Genomic DNA, 17,917 nt, shown 5'->3' on the forward strand with positions numbered 1-17,917 from the left:
CATTTAAGTGAATTAATAAGCCGCTACTGCCCCGGGCCGTAGCGGTTTTTTATTGCTTTGAATTTGGCGCTCAATAAATTGCTCGGCAAATTGTTGGCGCATCGGCGGCGAGTAGAAATAGCCCTGCATCATGTCACAGCCAAGCTTTTGCAAAATGTCCTGCTGCTCTTCCGTTTCAATGCCTTCAGCAATGACTCGCTTGCCCAAACCGTGAGCCAAACGAATCATGGCTTTTAAAATGGTTACATCGTTATTGCTTTGCTGAAGTTCACTGACAAAGCTGCGGTCAATTTTAATTTTATTGATAGGCAATGAGCGCAAGTAGGCCAATGAAGAATGCCCTGTCCCAAAGTCATCGATGGCAATACCGTAACCCATTTCACGCAGTCGCTGGATCACACTCATACCATTGTGTAAGTCAGACATAGCCACATTCTCGGTAATTTCCAGTTCCAGCCACTCGGGTTCAATACCATATTCTTTTTGCAGACGTTCCATTTTCTCAATGAGCTGAAAATGCTGGAACTGCGGTGCTGATAAGTTAACGGCAATGGGCCAACACATACCGAATAGACGTTTCCAGTGCATCAATATATTGGCGGCTTCATTTAACACCCAATCATCTAGCTCTGCTGAAAGTCCAAGCTGTTCAATGTACGGCAGAAACTCGACAGGGCTGAGCAGGCCGCGTTCAGGGTGCTGCCAACGAACGAGCGCTTCAAATCCGCACAGTTGTTGATGATCAAAGTCGAACTGAGGTTGCAGGTATAGTTGAAACTCGTTGTCGCTCATCGCTTTACGCAGCACCGGCTCCATATCCACTAAATGTGAATACATTTCGTCCATACCACGCTCGTAAAAGGTAGCTTTGGGTTGATGCGACTCTTTTGACTGCGTCAGTGCGATAGTAGCTTTATTGATCAGTAGTTCTGATCGGGTTCCGTGTTGTGGGTAGCGGGAGATACCAACACCAGCGACAATATTGACGGTTTCATCATTGATTTCAATAGGTTCTGCAATACGATTTTGGATTTCAACCGCTAAGTCTTTAATGCGGTTGCGGCTTTTCAAATGGTCAAAAGCGACGGCGAAAACATCACCGCTGATGCGAGCGACGGTTAATGGTTGTTTATAAAAGTTCTGCAGACGTCTGGCGACTTCTTTTAGTACCTGGTCACCGCCACGAATACCGATGTTTTCATTCACGACTTTAAAGCGGCTAATACCGACCAGCATGACCGTTAAATGACGGTTGTTACTGCGGCAATACTCAATGAATAAGGGAATTTTACTGACTAGCTGGTCGCGGTTAGACACGCCGGTCAGAGCGTCGTGCGTGTGTAAATATTCAGCCCGTTGAATGGCACGAACGGCGGTGTTGCGCTCCGATTCGAGCAACCAGATAATGAGGCCGATCATGACGGCAGCGATAATAATAACGGTCAGTAAAGCCTGAAAGCTGAGTAACCAATCCAGAGCGTTCCCGGTAATAGTGTACATTCCGTAAAGCACGAAGAAGTTTTTAATACCGATACTTAAAAAGCCTGCGGAAACTAATTTAGGCCCAACACCTGAGCCCAGACGGCGCCACATGAATACGCCGATAGCGAATAAAGCAAGGCCAGTGACCAGGAACCGCATAAAGCCCGCATTAGCAGTGCTGGAGGTGTAGCTGATAGAAGGCTCTAGCCAGAAATACGAAATAATACCGCCGAACAACGAGGCGGCGTAGGCAACATAAAGCCAATATTGCTTCGGTTTGCTATTAAAGACGGCCGAGCAAGCGCCTAGTCCGATAAACGTAATAGCGAGGTACTGTAACGTCAGCGCTATACCCTGTAAGCCGCTGGACCAGCTGAGAGCTGACTCCGGATTGACCATAGCGCTGCTGGATAAAAGCGCCCGAATAAGCTCACTGGGACCAAATGCGAAGCCCGCAAATGACCAGAAGCGCAGGTAATCTCGACGGTAAAAGCTGTAGTAGTACAGCAGCAGCGCCGCGAAGCCCAGCAAAAACAATGCTTGTATCGCATGAGTAAAGGATTCTATGGCCAGACTGGTGATCAGATCGAGCTGAGGCATTAAGATTGATTCTGCTTTTATTATTCTTATAGTTACCTAGATTAAACGGGTTTTTATTCTATAATTCAAGAGGTTCGTGCGCTGCTATTGAATCCTTTAGTAATATGAGGATAGCAGGTATACTCCTAGCCCAAGCCAACAGTGACTTTAGGATACGCTCATGGAATACAATACTTCGGAACTTTGTGACCTTTATCCTGACATGGTGGATGTGGTCGAGCCCATGTTTGAATCCTACGGTGGACGCGCCTCTTTCGGCGGACGCTTAGTGATTGTTAAATGTCATGAAGACAAAGGCATTATTGAAGAAACGGTCGCGGAAGATGGCGGCGGAAAGGTGCTTTTGGTTGATGGCGGAGGCTCTTCACGCCGAGCGTTAATTGATGCCGCTATTGCTGAGCAAGCAATGGACAACGACTGGGAAGGTATCGTGTGCTATGGCTCCGTGCGTGATGTTGATGCGTTAGAAGAGCTGGATATTGGCATTTTAGGTGTCGCTTCAATTCCGGTTGCTGCAATGAGCGACGGTATTGGCGAGTTGAATGTGCCGGTGAATTTCGGCGGTGTTACCTTCCTGCCTGATGATCATTTATACGTCGATACCACCGGCGTTATCTTGTCACCTGAACCACTTGATATTGAGTAATGAGCGATATTTCATTTCTGGAACTGACGGACCCGGCAAAGTGGGTGAATGTCAGAGAGCATGAAACGAAAATAGGTCAGGCAATACGGGTGCTTTCAGAAGAAGGCACCTATGAAGAGAGCCTTCAGGAAGCCTGGAATGATGGTCAGCGCGTTGCCTTAGTGGGTATTCCGGAAAGTATCGGAGTACGCGGGAATTTAGGGCGCGGCGGCGCTGAAGATGGTTGGCAGGCGTTCTTAAAAAGCTTTTTGAACCTGCAAAAAACGGGTCTTTTGTCGACTCACGAACTGCTGTTAGTTGGCGCTGTAAATTGTGCTGACTTAATGGATAAAGCAGCAGGTTTAAACGCGAAAAAACCACACGACTTAGCGGAATTAAGAGAGCTGTGCGCTCAAGTCGATGCTCGTGTGCAGGCTGTGATTAAGCCTTTGTTTGAGCAAGGCTTTGAGGTTATCGTCATTGGTGGCGGTCACAACAATGCGTATCCTCTGCTAAAAAGCTTATCTGATATATCAAAAGAAGCTTGTGGCGCCGTCAATTTAGATCCTCATGCCGACTTCCGCCCGCGAGAGGGCCGGCACTCTGGTAATGGTTTCAGCTATGCCTATATGGAAGGCGCGCTGGAGTATTATCATGTTGTGGGTCTTCACCAGGGCAAAAATTCGGCGGACAGTTTGCGACAAATACAGGACGCTGGCATGCGGTACCACACCCTACACCGACTGTATGAGCGTCCCTTTTATGAAGTGATGGACGAAGTCGTCGCCAAGGCAGACTCCTGGCAGCGGCCGTTAGGTATTGAAGTGGATGTCGACGCGTTAAATGCCGTGCCGGCAAGCGCCGTGAATTATGCAGGGCTTAGCCTGGCGCAAGGGTTTCAGTACGTGAAGCGCTTAGCTGAAGTGAATGAAGCTCGTTATTTGCATCTGGCAGAAGCGGCACCGTCGTTATGCAGCGCCGGCTTTGAAGAAGGCCTGAAAATATGTGGCCAGCTGCTTAGCGAGCTGACCACGGCTTACTTACACGGTCGTGAGCGACGCCGTTAAACCACAAGATTTGCAGCGGGTTAACGCCGGTTTGGTAAGTTAGCTCGGCTGCATCCTGGCATTTCCATAAGGCTAAATCGGCGTAGTTACCTTCCGCAATAACACCTCGTTGAGTTTCCCCCAGTGCGTTAGCCGCATTGACTGTCACACCGCGTAGGCATTCTTCAGGCGTTAAATGGAAGAAGGTTGCCGCCATTTGTAACATCAGTGGCAAATTATGAATGGGCGACGAGCCCGGGTTGGCATCTGTTGCTACCGCCATAGGCACTTTATACTTTCTTAATAGATCAATGGGTGGCTTTTGCGTATCCCGCAGGAAGTAAAATGCGCCGGGTAACAATACAGCCACCGTACCGTTCTCCGCCATCGCTTTAACGCTGTCTTCGTCCAGTTGCTCTAAGTGATCAGCCGACAAGGCTTTATATTCAGCCGCCAGTTTTGCACCTTGCTGGTTAGTTATCTGCTCGGCATGAAGTTTCACCGGCAACTCAAGCGCTTTTGCCTGCTCAAAGACGCGACGCGTTTGTTCAATACTAAAGCCGATGCTTTCACAAAAGGCATCGACCGCATCGACAAGCCCTTCCTGAGTGAGTGTTGGCAGAATATTGTTGACGATATCGTCAACATAGCCGTCGGCGTTGTCTTGATATTCAGGGGGGACAGCATGAGCGGCCAGCAACGTTGTTTTCACGTGCACCGGTAGTTTTTCGGCCAACTGACGTGCGACTTTTAACTGCTTTCGCTCATTTTCCAGGTCAAGACCGTACCCGGACTTCACTTCCAGCGTCGTGACGCCTTGCGACATGAGCGCTTCTGCTCGCTCTAAAGCCAGTGCCAGTAACTCTTCTTCGTCGGCTTCGCGGGTGGCCTTTACGGTGCTTTTGATACCGCCACCCTGTTCAGCAATTTCCTGATAACTCATGCCGTGCAGGCGTTGGGCAAATTCATTGGCACGGGAGCCCGCCCAAACCAGATGAGTGTGGCAGTCGATAAGCCCGGGGGTCAGTAATCCACCGTTACCATCGACAACGTCCGCTGTCGGTGTTGCCGGTGCGTCATACGCCGGACCCACAAACTCAATTTTACCGTCGTTAATAATCACTACGGCGTCTTTTATAAGCCCATAGCCAGTGTCATCGGACATGGTCGCGGCAGTAATATTTTCGATGCGCTGCATAATTATCCTTACTGATTGCAATGCTAAAAAGAATAGCAAAACAAGCTTGTATATACAATTGTTCTCAACTAAACTTTCTCTCCACAACTGCCTGTTTAGCGGTGAGGATGCAGTGAACAAATTTACCAAAATAAAAGAACATATTTACCACAAAATTGAGTCTGGTGAGTGGCCTGAGAATCATCCGGTTAGCTCGGAAAATGCGTTGTGTAAGCAATTTTCGGTAAGCCGAATGACCGCTCGCAGAGCCTTGCAGGAATTGGCTGATGAAGGGTTAGTCATACGCACTCAAGGCTCGGGTACTTATGTCGCACCAATTAAGTCACAAACATCGTTTATGGCCATTCGCAATATTGCTGACGAAGTGCGCTCCCGCGGTCATGACTACCGGGCCAAAGTGCATTTACTGAAAGAGCAGCCGGCCTCAGCACAAATTGCCGAAGCATTAGAGCTTGAAGAAGGTGCGCCTGTTTATCATTCATTGATAACGCACTATGAGAATGACCAGCCAGTGCAACTGGAAGAACGTTTTGTGAACCCAACACTGGTCCCTGATTACCTCAAACAGGACTACAGCAAAGTGACGCCGCATGAATACCTCTGTGTGGTGAGTCCACTGACCGAAGCTAGCCATCAAATTGAAGCCATTTTGCCGGTTCACTCGGTCTGCCAATACTTGAGCATTGACCGTCATGAGCCTTGTTTACGCATTTTTCGCCGCACCTGGAGCTCGGGCGGCGTGGTGACTTTTGCCACGCTGACGCACCCTGGCTCTCGTTTTAAGTTAGGCGGCCACTTAACGTTTAAGGAGTAACGTATGTCATTCACCCGTTTGGACAAAAGTCGCAAAATCAGCGCACCTCATGGAACCGAGCTCACCACCTGTAACTGGCAGGTAGAGGCGGCCAAGCGCATGTTGATGAATAACCTGGACGACGAAGTAGCGGAGCACCCGCAAGCGTTAGTTGTTTATGGTGGTATTGGCCGCGCGGCACGCAGCTGGGAATGCTATGACAAAATTATTGAGACGTTAGAGCGCCTGAAACCTAATGAGTCGCTATTGATTCAGTCCGGTAAACCGGTGGGTGTCTTTCCAACACACGAAGATGCTCCGCGCGTACTGATTGCAAACTCTAACCTGGTGCCCGAATGGGCGAACTGGGACCACTTTAACGAGCTCGATAAAAAAGGTCTGATGATGTATGGCCAGATGACCGCCGGCTCGTGGATCTATATTGGCTCACAAGGCATCGTTCAAGGTACTTACGAAACCTTTGGTGCGGTGTCACGTCAGCATTTCAATGGTGATGCAAAAGGTAAGTGGATACTGACAGGCGGTCTGGGTGGTATGGGCGGCGCTCAACCGCTGGCGGCGACGATGGCCGGTTTTTGTATGCTGGCAGTTGAATGTGACGAGACGCGCATCGATTTCCGTCTGCGTACCCGTTATGTCGATCACAAGGCGACCAGCCTCGATGAAGCGTTGCAACTGATTAACGACGCTAAAGCCAAAGGCGAAGCCATTTCTGTTGGTTTGTTAGGTAACGCCGCTGATGTTTACGCAGAACTGCAAAAACGTGGTGTAACGCCGGATGTGGTGACGGACCAAACGTCCGCACATGACCCTTTGCATGGTTACTTGCCACAAGGCTGGACACTGGATGACTACAAAGCGAAGCAGGAAAGCGACCCAAGCGGCACCGTAGCCGCTGCGAAAGAGTCGATGGCGGTGCAGGTGCGCGCCATGCTGCACTTCCAAAAAGACGGTGCGGCGGTACTGGACTATGGCAACAACATTCGCCAAATGGCGAAAGACGTTGGCGTTGATCACGCCTTCGACTTCCCGGGTTTCGTACCGGCTTACATTCGTCCGTTGTTCTGCGAAGGTATTGGCCCATTTCGTTGGGTAGCGCTTTCGGGCGATCCGGAAGACATTTACAAAACAGACCAAAAAGTGAAAGAACTGATTCCGGACAACGAGCACCTGCACAACTGGCTGGATATGGCGAAAGAACGTATTAGCTTCCAGGGCTTGCCGTCACGTATTTGCTGGATTGGCCTGAAAGATCGTGCCCGCATTGCTCGTGCGTTTAACGACATGGTTAAAAGTGGTGAGTTAAAAGCACCAATCGTGATTGGTCGGGATCACTTAGACTCAGGCTCGGTAGCCAGTCCTAACCGTGAAACAGAAGCCATGCAGGACGGTTCAGACGCCGTTTCTGACTGGCCGTTGTTGAATGCCCTGTTAAACACCGCAGGCGGTGCAACCTGGGTGAGTCTGCACCACGGAGGCGGTGTTGGCATGGGATATTCTCAGCACGCCGGTGTGGTGATTGTGGCTGATGGTACCGAAGCGGCTGACAAACGTTTAAGCCGAGTGCTCTGGAATGACCCGGGAACCGGTGTTATGCGTCATGCGGATGCCGGCTACGACATCGCTAAGAACTGCGCTCGCGAGCAAGGTCTTGATTTACCCATGCTGGATACGAAGTAAGGAGGTTGCATGAGTCATTTTGAATTACAGCCAGGAAAGCTGCAGCTGAGCGATTTGCGCCGCTGGTTTTACGAACATCAGACGTTGAAACTGTCTGATGAAGCAAACGACAACATTGCGACTTCCGCAAAAACCGTTGCCGATGTGCTTGAGCAAGGGCGTGTGGTTTACGGTATTAATACGGGCTTTGGGCTGCTGGCGAATACACGTATTCCGCCGGAGCGCCTGACCGATCTTCAGCGCCGCATTGTCTTATCGCACGCTGCGGGTACTGGCGATTTAATGGAAGACGCGGTTGTGCGTTTAATGCTGCTGTTGAAAGTCAATTCACTGTCTCGCGGCTTTTCCGGTGTGCGGCCGGTTGTTATTGATGCGCTCATTAAGCTGCTGAACGCTGAAGTGTACCCATGTGTTCCGGAAAAAGGGTCGGTAGGCGCATCGGGCGACTTGGCTCCATTGGCGCACATGGTGTTACCGCTGTTGGGTGAAGGTACGGTTCGCTATAAGGGTGAAGTGTACGACGCTAAAGAAGGGATTAAACACGCCGGTTTGGAGCCGTTTGAGTTGGCGCCGAAAGAAGGTCTGGCTTTGTTAAATGGTACCCAGGCGTCCACTGCGTTAGCGTTAGCCGGACTGTTCCGCATTGAGCGCAATTATCACGCTGCCATTTTGGTAGGCGCAACATCCGTAGAAGCCGCCATGGGTTCCCGCTCACCGTTTGATGAGCGTGTACATGCGGTACGTGGTCAGCCTGGGCAAATGAAAGCGGCGGAAATGTTCCGCCATGTATTGACCGAAACGTCTGAAATCGCCAAAGATCACGAAGACTGTGAAAAAGTACAGGACCCTTATTCATTGCGCTGTCAGCCTCAGGTTATGGGGGCGGTGCTTGATCAAATCGAGCATGCGTCAGCCATTTTAGAGCGTGAAGCCAATGGGGTAACCGATAACCCGCTGGTATTCAGTGAAGAGCAGGACATTATCTCAGGTGGTAACTTCCACGCGGAACCTGTCGCTATGGCGGCTGATGTTCTGGCGATTGCCGCGAGCGAAATTGGTGCCTTGTCAGAGCGCCGTAGTGCTTTGCTGATAGACAGTAATTTAAGCAAGCTGCCGGCATTTTTGGTGAATGATGGCGGCGTCAACTCGGGCTTTATGCTGGCGCAGGTGACTGCAGCGGCACTGGCTTCTGAGAACAAAACCTTGGCGCACCCTGCCTCTGTCGACAGCATGCCAACGTCTGCTAATCAGGAAGATCATGTGTCGATGGCCACCTTTGCGGCACGTCGCCTGACGGATATAGCAAACAATGTCAGCGACATTATTGCCATTGAGTGGCTAGAAGCGGCGCAAGGCCTGGACTTCCGTCGCCCGTTAAAAGCGTCCGCAGCGGTTGAAACGGCCTTTAACTGCTTGCGTGAACACGTCGCCTATTATGACCAGGACCGCTATTTTGCGCCGGACATTAAGGCGGCCAGTGACTTAATTAAAAATGGTGAGTTGGCGGCAGTGGTGACACTACCGCATATGTTGTCTTAAGCTTTGGTTTTAAGCGCTAATCGCGTTTAGCCAGTACAACAAAGCGGCCGGTGAATTCTGCCACCGGTCGCTCTTCATCCAGAATTTGTGCTTTCATCATTAAGCGCGCATTTTTCCCTTCTTTAAGCGCCGAAAAGTCTCCCGTGACATCGCTTAATCGAGCCACTGCCCGCGGCTCTTGCGTGACCGGTTTATGATAGTGAATATTGCCATCGCCCAGTACGACTGCGCCTTCCAACTCCCGTTCGAGCAGTTGTAAGTGCAATAACCCCCAACAGGTTAGCGTGCCCAGTGAATAGATACTGCCGGCGAACATAGTGCCATGCACATTCACGTTACGCGACAATTGGGCGCGGGTTTCGAAAACGCGACCCGTGTACTGATGAATTTTGATGCCCATCGCGTCAGAAATAGGAATGTCATCTTGCCATGTCTTTTGCAGTTCGGCGCACCAGTCGGGGCGGTAAATAATGCGGTTGTAGTCGTTAAATGACTTGCGCAACTGGTGCTCAGCCATGGGGTTGTTAACGGTATCCGCTTCCTCGACAATGTCGTACCCACACTTCCGATAAAAACCGATGGTATTGTCGCGCGAGTTAATCACAACATGGGTGGCGCCTTCCTGACGCGCCGCTATTTCCAATGCGTAAATAATGGCAACGCCGTGGCCTTCGCCCCGATACTCTGGCGCAACGGCCATGAAGCGAATTTGTGCTTCTTCAGGGCTGTTAAAGTGCAGTCGTCCTACTGCGACGGCCTCGTCGGCTTCGTTAACCACCATGCGGTGATGACCGACTTGATCGTACTCGTCCTGTTCAGAGCCTAAGGGGCGTTGAAAGGGCTCGCGCAGTACTCGCCAGCGTAAGTAAAAGTAACGTTCTAGCTCGGTTTCATTCTGTGGTGTGATCACGCGGTACATAAATTTACACCCTTAATTCAAACGTAACAGGACCGTCATTGACCAGTTCCACTTGCATGTCTGCAGCAAACTGACCGGTTTCGACAGGCAAACCGAGCTTTTTCATAGCGTCGCAGAAGTGTAAATAGAGCGCTTTCGCCTGCTCTGGTGTTGCGGCCGATGAAAAGCTGGGACGGCGGCCTTTGCGGGTGTCTGCTGCTAACGTGAACTGCGACACCACTAGTACTGAGCCTGACTCGTCGATAACGCTGTTATTCATCTTACCTTCGCTATCTGTAAAAACGCGATAATTGGCAATGCGTTGAGCAAGTTTCTCAGCCGCTGCTTCGTCATCTGCGTGTTCGACACCCAACAAAACAAGCAGCCCCTTGTTTATAGAGCCAACGCTTTGGTTGTCGACGGTGACTTGTGCACGAGATACCCGCTGAATCAGTCCTATCATGTTAACCCGAGTTTGTTTAAACGAACCTGTTATGGTCTTTTAAAAACAGCCGCAGGTCAATCAGAAGTCGGCTCTTCCGGTAATTGCTGGTACTCCTCGAGGCTGACCGTTAACACAGCACCTGTGAGGACAATCATCCACGACAGGTAAACCCAAATAATCAGAATGGGTACGGTGGCCAACGCCCCGTAAATGGCTTGATAGGTCGGAAATGAAGTGATGTATAATGAAAAAAGTTGCTTGCTTAGCTCAAATAAAATGGCCGCAATAACGGCGCCAAAGGCAGCGTACCGAAGTTTTACCTGGCGGTTTGGGACCAATTGATACATTAACGTGAAAAATATAAACGACGTAGCGACCGGCACCATCCATAAGGTAAAGCTGCGGACGCCGGAAATATACTCATCAGCGAACTGGCTGAGTGAAATAAGGTAAGACGTTGCGGCAAGTCCTGAACCAATCAGTAATGGACCTAAGGTGAGTAACATCCAGTATACTGCGAAAGAGACCAGCCAGTGGCGCTTGTTTACGTCGCGCCAGATATTGTTTAATGCCTTATCAATGGCCGACATGAGCGTAATGGCAACAATAAACAAAAAGCCGACACCCACCGCCGTCATTTTTGACGCATTGGCGACAAATTCATTGATGTATTCCTGCAGCTGCTCGCCAGAGGTTGGCAATAAGTTCGCGAACAACGCCTGTTCCAAATTGCCTTTTAGCTCTTCAAAAACCGGAAACGCTGAAAAAATGGTAAACATGACAACCAGCAGCGGCACTAGTGAGAGTAGGCTAACATAGGTTAAATGCCCCGCCGTCACGTTAATGCTGTCGCTGTTAAACCGGCGCCCGAAATAGGTTAAAAAGCGCCAAGTCTCACCCGCGTAATGTTTCCAGTCTGTTTGTTTCATGCGATTGAGCCGCTTACCTTTCATTTGCGTAGTTATTAAAGACTATCATGATTGAGGACACGTTAAATGGCAATGGTGATATTGGGCGCCGGCGGCGGGCTTGGAAAAGCACTGACAAATGCACTCACAGCCGAATACCCTGAAGAAACCATCGTTACTGTATCAAGACAGGCACTGGAAGCGCCGGATGAACGTGTGCAGCGGATACAAGTAAAGGATTACAGCGAGGAAGCTTTGAATACCGTTGTTGATGATTTCCAAAGCCACGGGCTCAAGTTGACCGGGCTTATTTCAACGATAGGGATGCTGCACGACGACGATACGTTTCCGGAAAAGAAATTGGGCGACTTAAACGAAGCCAATTTACGCAAGCTTTTTGATGTGAATGCCATTCAGCCAATTTTGGCATTAAAGTCATTCAGTTCAGTTTTAGACAGAAAGCACACGAAGTTCTGGGTGCAGCTGTCGGCAAAAGTCGGCAGCATTGAAGACAACTATTTGGGCGGTTGGTACGCCTACAGAGCGAGTAAAGCCGCGTTAAATATGTTGCTGAAAACAGCATCTATAGAGCTCAAACGAACTCATAAGCGTCTAGTTGTTGCGGCTATTCACCCTGGCACCACAGATACCGCCCTCTCAAAACCGTTCCAAAGCAGGATTCCTGACGAAAAATTGTATACACCGGAATTGTCTGCTAAAAGAATCCTTAAGGTTATCAATGAGATTCAACCAGAGGATACCGGTAAATTATGGCATTGGGATGGGACGGAGCTGCCTTATTAATCGCATGAGGGGTTGATCTGGTTTCGTTGCTTTTGGGTAAGAAACGGTAATCGTTATTTGCTTTTACACTGAGAATATCGGTTAATTGGTAGCAAGGCCTTTCAGTGTAAGGAGTTATTATGCTTTATATTTTAGCCATTTTATTTCCGCCGTTGGCTATTTTGTTCACGGGGAAAATATTCCAGGCCATTTTCAATTTAATTATAGCGGTTGTGGGTGTGGTGTTGTTCATTGTGTCAATTGGCGCCCTGGGCATTGTCTATTTAATTGCGATTATTCACGCCATTATTGCGGTACATGACTATCGTCAACGCAAGCGCGATGAACGGTTAATTAAAGCGGCAAGAGGACAAGATAAATGAAACAGTGGATAGTTCCGGTAGCAGCAGTCGTCGCGCTTTCTGCCTGCCAAAGTGCGTATTATGGCACCATGGAAAAGTTTGGTGTTGAGAAGCGTGACATTCTCGTGGACCGCGTTGACGATGCCCGCGATTCGCAAGCTGATGCTCAGGAAGAGTTTCGTTCGGCTTTCGAACGCCTTGACGAAATGTTGAACATTGAAGGCGGTGAACTGGAAGAAACTTACAACGCGCTTAATGATGATTACGAAGACAGTAAAGCGGCAGCCGAGGACGTGAGAGATCGCATCGATGCGGTGGATGACGTCGCTCAGGATTTATTCGACGAATGGAGCGAAGAACTTGGCGAGTACAGCAATGACAACATGCGTCGTCAAAGTGAACGCCAACTTCGTGAAACAGAACGTCGTTATGCGGAGCTCCTGCGAGTGATGGAGCGGGCTGCCGACAAAATGCAGCCCGTGCTGGATAAAATGCAGGATAACGTGCTTTATCTGAAGCACAACCTAAACGCCAAAGCGATAGATGCCATTCGCGGTGAATTTAACAATCTGCAAAATGACATTTCGTCGTTAATTGCAGAGATGGAAGCATCTATTGAAGAGTCAAATCGCTTTATTGAGTCAATGAAGCAGTAATCAGTTAGGAGACAGTATGACGGTATTATTTATCGGGGGCAGCCGCCGCAAAGAGTCGCTGAATACGAAACTAAAACACCGACTGGTGGAGGTGGCAGAAAAGCATGGTATACAACACAAACTGCTGGATGCTGACGCTTTGGATGCGCCGATTTATCATGGGGATCTCGAAGAAGCTGAAGGTGTGCCTGAGTCAATGCAGGCGTTGGCGAAAGCCATTTATGTTGCCGACAAAGTGGTGCTAGTCAGTCCGGAATATAATTCGTCGGTATCTCCTTTGATTAAAAATGCCATTGATTGGGTCTCACGCCTTGATATGCAGGCATGGAGTGGAAAAACCGTATTGCTAGCGGCCGCGTCCCCGGGCGGTTTGGGCGGTTTACGCGCGGTCAGTCATCTGCGCGATATACTGGCAAATGTAAAAGCATGGACGGCGCCAATGTGTGCGAGCTGCCCCAATGCCAGTGACAGCGCTATTGCGTCAATGGACGAAGAGTTTTTAATTAATTTCCTGCGTCAGGGAGATAACGGTTAGTGATAGATTGGCAATTGGTTCAGGAATTAGGACCTTATTCCTGGGAAGGCATAGGCACAGCGCTTTTGTGTGGTGCCATTGTTGGTATAGAACGGCAGGTTCGCGGAAAACCCGTCGGCATTAGAACGTCAGCCCTTATTACTATCGGCACGTATCTATTTTTGGCGGGTGGTTCGTCGGTATTGTCAGAAACCGGCGATCCATCACGCATCATCGGCCAGATTATCACTGGTGTTGGCTTTCTTGGTGCGGGAGTGATGCTGGCGCGTGATGGTGTTGTTGTCGGTGTCACATCAGCCGCTACTATTTGGGCATTAGCCGCCATCGGTATTGCTGTTGGGCTTGGCATGTACGGTGTCGGTATCGTACTTTCTTTGGTTATTGTGGGTGTTTTACTTGGTGTCGACTTATTAGAAGATACCTTTCAGTCACTGACCAAAGGCGTGCACCGAAAGTACAGTGGCTGGCGCCGGCGGCGCGGCGACAGCAATGAGCCTTAAAGAAATTAGCGCGGTAACCCTTTGATGTAAGTGTCTATAGCAGTATTGCCGTACTCAACCAGAGGGAAGAAGTCGGGTGCAAGTAACCAGTTGTAAATAAGCCCGTCAACCAAGGAGAATAAACCAATAACAGCCATTCTTGCCTCAATAGTCGGGGCAATTTCGCCTGCATCTATTGCTTTCTGGAAGAGGCTTTCAACGTCATCAATACACTCATTCCGGCCGCTGACATGGCGAAGCTTTATTGGATTCACTTCGTCGATATACTCGCATTTATGAAGCAGTATGCTTGCAAGTGATTGAACTTGAGGTTCGTTCTGAACTCTTGCCAAAAACTCTTTAGAACGAGCTTTAATTTCTTCAAGAATTCCAAACTCACTGGCCTCTGAAATTTGCTCGCGCATTTCGTCTATAGGCAGTTTTACCCGTCCCATTAATGACTCAATGAGATCCATTTTATTTTCAAAATGGTGGTATATCGCACCGCGAGTCACACCGGCTTTTTCTGCCACGTGCATCATTGACGTATGGGTCACGCCCTTTTCACTGAACAACGCCTCAGCGGCGTCCAGTAATTTAGAGCGAGTTTCCATGGCGTCTTCTTTAGTGCGTCTAACCATTGTGAACTCCAATTACTTAACATTCGTTCATTATTATAACGGATTCTAATTAATCATGCACATGTGTATGTAAAAACTTAGGCAACTAAATTCAAACATTTGTTCCAAATCGGTTGTCGAAATGGTTTTAGACCCCAATAATAAAGGTATACATTTAACAAGAAGAGGTGCGGCATGAAAAACGAGCTAGACACAAAATTAATGCTTGATGCTTATGAAAAAATTCAGACCCACGGCGAAGCGCGTCAGGGACGCCATTATTTAGACGGTATAGAAGCGTATACCGATCATGACGGCTATACCGTTTTTTTAGAAGGTTACGGAGTCACGCTGACGCTTCAATTTCATAGTTCTTACCACTTGAATTATGAGAACGAGTCACAAGTCGATAAATTTATTCGAGCGGTAAAAAACATTGCGGACGGTTACGAGACACCAGGGTACGAGCGATGAGCCAGCATAAAGCCTATACGGCGATGGAAGAAGTCGCGCATGCGCTGACCCACGGTATTGGGGCGGCGTTAAGCATTGCGGCTTTAGTCGTCATGATACTCTGGTCTGTCGCCTATGGCGACGCCTGGCACGTCGTTGCGGCAAGCGTTTACGGAGCGAGCCTTATTTTGCTCTACACGGCGTCAACGCTCTATCATGCTTTTCCCTGGCCGAATATCAAAGCGGTGTTTCAGCAGCTCGACCATGCGGCTATTTATATTCTGATTGCCGGTACTTACACCCCATTTGCACTGATTAATTTGCGCGGAGCCTGGGGCTGGACGTTACTGGGGATTGTCTGGGGTATTGCCATTGTCGGAGTGGTGCTTGAGCTGGCCATGACCAAACGTATTAAATGGCTGTCACTGAGCTTATATTTAGGTTTGGGCTGGATGGCGCTTATTGCAATAAAACCCATGATAGATAATGTCGATTTCGGTGGCTTAATGCTACTGGTAGCAGGCGGGCTGGCTTATACGTTTGGGGTCATTTTTTATGTGTGGAAGTCACTGCCGTACCATCATGCTATTTGGCACTTGTTCGTGTTAGCGGGCAGTATTTTTCACTTCTTTTCTATTTTCTACTTTGTCCTGCCGCAACCGGAGCTTGTCGCTGCCAGCTAAACATCGTTGCGGCAACTTTCGGGCACATACAAAAAGCCCCGCCGTTAAGCGGGGCTTTCTTTTAGCAGCTAAAGCGTGATTAGCCTTTTGATTCGCGACCCAGTCGCTTACGCTCATTCTCGGTCAAAGCACGCTTACGAATACGGATAGACTCAGGGGTTACCTCAACTAACTCGTCATCGTTGATGAACTCAAGCGCTTGCTCAAGAGTGTACTTAATTGGTGGGCTCAGTGTTTGAGCGTCGTCAGTACCTGAAGCACGAACGTTCGTCAGCTGCTTACCTTTAAGACAGTTAACGGTTAAGTCGTTAGAGCGGTTATGAATACCAATAACCTGGCCTTCATAAACTTCGTCGCCGTGCGCTGCGAATAACTTACCGCGCTCTTGCAGGTTAAACAGTGCGTAAGTCAGTGCTTTACCCTGCGCGTTCGAAATGAGTACGCCGTTCACGCGCTGACCAATAGTGCCGCCTTTGTGCGGGCCGTAGTGGTCAAACGTGTGGTACATCAAGCCAGTACCCGATGTCAGTGTCATGAACTCGGTCTGGAAGCCAATTAAGCCACGGCTTGGTACTTCGAAGTCGACACGAACACGGCCTTTACCGTCAGGTGTCATGTTTGTCATCTCGGCTTTACGTAGGCCAAGTTTTTCCATGACTGCACCTTGGTGCTGCTCTTCGATATCAACGGTCAAAGACTCATACGGTTCCATTTTCTTACCGTCTTCTTCTTTGATGATAACTTCCGGGCGAGATACAGCCAGTTCGAAGCCTTCGCGGCGCATGTTCTCGATTAATACACCTAAGTGCAATTCACCACGGCCTGATACGCGGAATTTATCCGGGTTGTCCGTTTCTTCAACGCGAAGCGCAACGTTGTGAACCAGCTCTTGCTGTAAGCGTTCAAGAATTTGACGTGAAGTAACGAACTTACCTTCTTTACCCGCAAACGGAGAGGTGTTGACCTGGAAGGTCATGGTAACCGTTGGCTCGTCAACGCTTAGCGGCTTCATTGCTTCAGCTGCGCCAACCGCACAAACGGTATCTGAAATTTTCAGTTCGCCCAAACCGGTTATCGCACAAATGTCGCCTGCATGAGCTGATTCAGCGTCAATGCGGTCAAGGCCCAGGTAGTTAAAGACTTTACCAATTTTACCACTACGCTCTTTGCCGTCAGCACCCACAATGGTCACCGGTTGGTTGACTTTCACGCTACCGCGGGTCACACGACCAATACCGATAACACCAAGGTAGCTTGAGTAATCCAGCTGTGAAATTTGCATCTGTAAGTCAGCGTCCGGGTCGGCGTCTGGGTGGCTAACTTCATTGACGATAGTTTCGAACAACGGTGTCATGTTCTCGCCAACCGTGTCCTCTTCGCGAGTCGCCCAACCGTTCAATGCCGACGCGTAAACCACTGGGAAGTCTAACTGTTCGTCGGTGGCACCTAAGTTATCGAATAAGTCGAAGACCTGATCCATGACCCAGTCAGGACGAGCGCCCGGGCGGTCGATTTTGTTGATAACAAGAATTGGGTTCAAACCGTGCTCGAATGCTTTCTGTGTGACGAAACGTGTTTGTGGCATAGGACCGTCAACAGCGTCGACCACCAGTAATACAGAGTCTGCCATAGAAAGTACGCGTTCAACTTCACCGCCAAAGTCAGCGTGCCCTGGAGTATCTAGAATGTTGATGCGGTAGTCCTGCCAGTTAACGGCGGTGTTTTTGGCCAAAATAGTAATGCCGCGTTCTTTTTCCAGATCGTTCGAGTCCATGATGCGCTCTTCGAGCTCACCACGACTTTCGAGTGTACCGGATTGCTGGAGCAACTTATCTACGAGTGTCGTCTTACCATGGTCTACGTGCGCAATAATCGCAATGTTGCGAAGCTTATTGATATCAAATGCCTGAGTTGTCATTAAGAAAGCCTGTGTTTGTCGGTAGTGAGTGTAAACCCAACCCTTCCGACGGGGGTTTATGAAAAATAGCGGCGTATTCTACCTGCTTAGACGATATTAAAAAAGACCTGATTGTTTTTTGTTCGTTATTTTTGTCGAATAAACCGGCACTCATTCTGTTCCGAATTTGTGACTGTCGGTGATCGAATGCACC

19 protein-coding genes are annotated in these 17,917 nt (G+C 49.2%); 12 read left to right on the forward strand and 7 right to left on the reverse strand.

The window, feature by feature from the left end; all coding sequences use genetic code 11:
* Positions 1-12: 12 nt before the first annotated feature.
* Positions 13-2,082 carry a putative bifunctional diguanylate cyclase/phosphodiesterase gene (locus tag CWC33_RS06395; protein WP_100691266.1) on the reverse strand — a complete coding sequence of 690 codons (2,070 nt, stop codon included), beginning with the start codon at positions 2,080-2,082 and terminating at the stop codon, positions 13-15.
* A gap of 160 nt (positions 2,083-2,242) precedes the next feature.
* On the opposite strand from CWC33_RS06395, the gene rraA reads away from it, so the two are divergent.
* The gene (rraA, locus tag CWC33_RS06400) at positions 2,243-2,728 is read left to right on the forward strand and encodes a ribonuclease E activity regulator RraA (protein ID WP_100691267.1); all 486 of its coding nucleotides are present in this window, start codon (positions 2,243-2,245) and stop codon (positions 2,726-2,728) included.
* Positions 2,728-3,774 carry a formimidoylglutamase gene (locus tag CWC33_RS06405; protein ID WP_100691268.1) on the forward strand — a complete coding sequence of 349 codons (1,047 nt, stop codon included), beginning with the start codon at positions 2,728-2,730 and terminating at the stop codon, positions 3,772-3,774. The genes rraA and CWC33_RS06405 overlap by 1 nt, the downstream gene beginning before the upstream one ends.
* Here the strand turns inward: CWC33_RS06405 and hutI are convergent.
* Positions 3,725-4,951 (reverse strand): imidazolonepropionase, encoded by a 1,227-nt coding sequence (gene hutI, locus CWC33_RS06410; protein ID WP_100691269.1) that lies wholly within the window; start codon positions 4,949-4,951, stop codon positions 3,725-3,727. The two genes, CWC33_RS06405 and hutI, sit on opposite strands and share 50 nt — an antisense overlap.
* 112 nt (positions 4,952-5,063) lie before the next feature.
* Between hutI and hutC the strand changes: the two genes are divergently transcribed.
* The 3 genes from hutC to hutH are packed head-to-tail and all read left to right on the forward strand — an operon-like array spanning position 5,064 to position 8,984.
* Entirely contained in the window at positions 5,064-5,765 is a 702-nt protein-coding gene (gene hutC, locus CWC33_RS06415) for a histidine utilization repressor (RefSeq protein WP_100691270.1), read from the forward strand.
* 3 nt (positions 5,766-5,768) lie between these two features.
* On the forward strand, positions 5,769-7,445 hold the full coding sequence (hutU, locus tag CWC33_RS06420) for a urocanate hydratase (protein WP_100691271.1): 1,677 nt from the start codon (positions 5,769-5,771) through the stop codon (positions 7,443-7,445).
* Between the two features lie 9 nt (positions 7,446-7,454).
* Positions 7,455-8,984 carry a histidine ammonia-lyase gene (gene hutH, locus CWC33_RS06425; RefSeq protein WP_100691272.1) on the forward strand — a complete coding sequence of 510 codons (1,530 nt, stop codon included), beginning with the start codon at positions 7,455-7,457 and terminating at the stop codon, positions 8,982-8,984.
* 16 nt (positions 8,985-9,000) lie between these two features.
* Here hutH and CWC33_RS06430 read toward each other — a convergent pair whose 3' ends face one another.
* Genes CWC33_RS06430 through CWC33_RS06440 form a run of 3 tightly spaced genes read right to left on the reverse strand, consistent with a single transcriptional unit; the run spans position 9,001 to position 11,256 of the window.
* On the reverse strand, positions 9,001-9,903 hold the full coding sequence (locus CWC33_RS06430; RefSeq protein ID WP_088767243.1) for a bifunctional GNAT family N-acetyltransferase/hotdog fold thioesterase: 903 nt from the start codon (positions 9,901-9,903) through the stop codon (positions 9,001-9,003).
* A gap of 4 nt (positions 9,904-9,907) precedes the next feature.
* Complete coding sequence (gene dtd / locus CWC33_RS06435; RefSeq protein WP_100691273.1) at positions 9,908-10,345, reverse strand: D-aminoacyl-tRNA deacylase; 438 nt, start codon at positions 10,343-10,345, stop codon at positions 9,908-9,910.
* 56 nt (positions 10,346-10,401) lie between these two features.
* Positions 10,402-11,256: a virulence factor BrkB family protein gene (locus CWC33_RS06440; protein WP_100691274.1), complete on the reverse strand. Its 855-nt coding sequence runs from the start codon at positions 11,254-11,256 to the stop codon at positions 10,402-10,404.
* Between the two features lie 66 nt (positions 11,257-11,322).
* Here CWC33_RS06440 and CWC33_RS06445 point away from each other — a divergent pair, with 66 nt between their 5' ends.
* The 5 genes from CWC33_RS06445 (at position 11,323) to CWC33_RS06465 (ending at position 14,071) form a co-directional block, all read left to right on the forward strand.
* Positions 11,323-12,039 (forward strand): SDR family NAD(P)-dependent oxidoreductase, encoded by a 717-nt coding sequence (locus CWC33_RS06445; RefSeq protein ID WP_100691275.1) that lies wholly within the window; start codon positions 11,323-11,325, stop codon positions 12,037-12,039.
* Between the two features lie 119 nt (positions 12,040-12,158).
* Positions 12,159-12,401 (forward strand): YqaE/Pmp3 family membrane protein, encoded by a 243-nt coding sequence (locus CWC33_RS06450; RefSeq protein WP_088767247.1) that lies wholly within the window; start codon positions 12,159-12,161, stop codon positions 12,399-12,401.
* Positions 12,398-13,036, forward strand: a complete 639-nt coding sequence (locus CWC33_RS06455; RefSeq protein WP_100691276.1) for a DUF2959 domain-containing protein — start codon at positions 12,398-12,400, stop codon at positions 13,034-13,036. Before CWC33_RS06450 ends, CWC33_RS06455 begins: the two co-directional genes overlap by 4 nt.
* Positions 13,037-13,052: 16 nt before the next feature.
* On the forward strand, positions 13,053-13,571 hold the full coding sequence (locus CWC33_RS06460; protein ID WP_100691277.1) for an NADPH-dependent FMN reductase: 519 nt from the start codon (positions 13,053-13,055) through the stop codon (positions 13,569-13,571).
* The gene (locus CWC33_RS06465) at positions 13,571-14,071 is read left to right on the forward strand and encodes an MgtC/SapB family protein (RefSeq protein WP_088767250.1); all 501 of its coding nucleotides are present in this window, start codon (positions 13,571-13,573) and stop codon (positions 14,069-14,071) included. Before CWC33_RS06460 ends, CWC33_RS06465 begins: the two co-directional genes overlap by 1 nt.
* A gap of 5 nt (positions 14,072-14,076) precedes the next feature.
* Here the strand turns inward: CWC33_RS06465 and CWC33_RS06470 are convergent, their stop codons facing one another.
* Positions 14,077-14,691, reverse strand: a complete 615-nt coding sequence (locus tag CWC33_RS06470) for a TetR family transcriptional regulator (protein WP_100691278.1) — start codon at positions 14,689-14,691, stop codon at positions 14,077-14,079.
* Positions 14,692-14,865: 174 nt separating this feature from the next.
* On the opposite strand from CWC33_RS06470, the gene CWC33_RS06475 reads away from it, so the two are divergent.
* Positions 14,866-15,144 carry a DUF3081 domain-containing protein gene (locus CWC33_RS06475; RefSeq protein WP_088767252.1) on the forward strand — a complete coding sequence of 93 codons (279 nt, stop codon included), beginning with the start codon at positions 14,866-14,868 and terminating at the stop codon, positions 15,142-15,144.
* Positions 15,141-15,806 carry a PAQR family membrane homeostasis protein TrhA gene (gene trhA / locus CWC33_RS06480; RefSeq protein WP_100691279.1) on the forward strand — a complete coding sequence of 222 codons (666 nt, stop codon included), beginning with the start codon at positions 15,141-15,143 and terminating at the stop codon, positions 15,804-15,806. Before CWC33_RS06475 ends, trhA begins: the two co-directional genes overlap by 4 nt.
* A gap of 79 nt (positions 15,807-15,885) precedes the next feature.
* On the opposite strand, the gene typA is transcribed toward trhA, so the two are convergent.
* Positions 15,886-17,724: a translational GTPase TypA gene (typA, locus tag CWC33_RS06485; protein WP_100691280.1), complete on the reverse strand. Its 1,839-nt coding sequence runs from the start codon at positions 17,722-17,724 to the stop codon at positions 15,886-15,888.
* Between the last annotated feature and the right edge of the window lie 193 nt (positions 17,725-17,917).

Source organism: Idiomarina sp. X4, from assembly GCF_002808045.1.
Classification (GTDB): domain Bacteria; phylum Pseudomonadota; class Gammaproteobacteria; order Enterobacterales; family Alteromonadaceae; genus Idiomarina.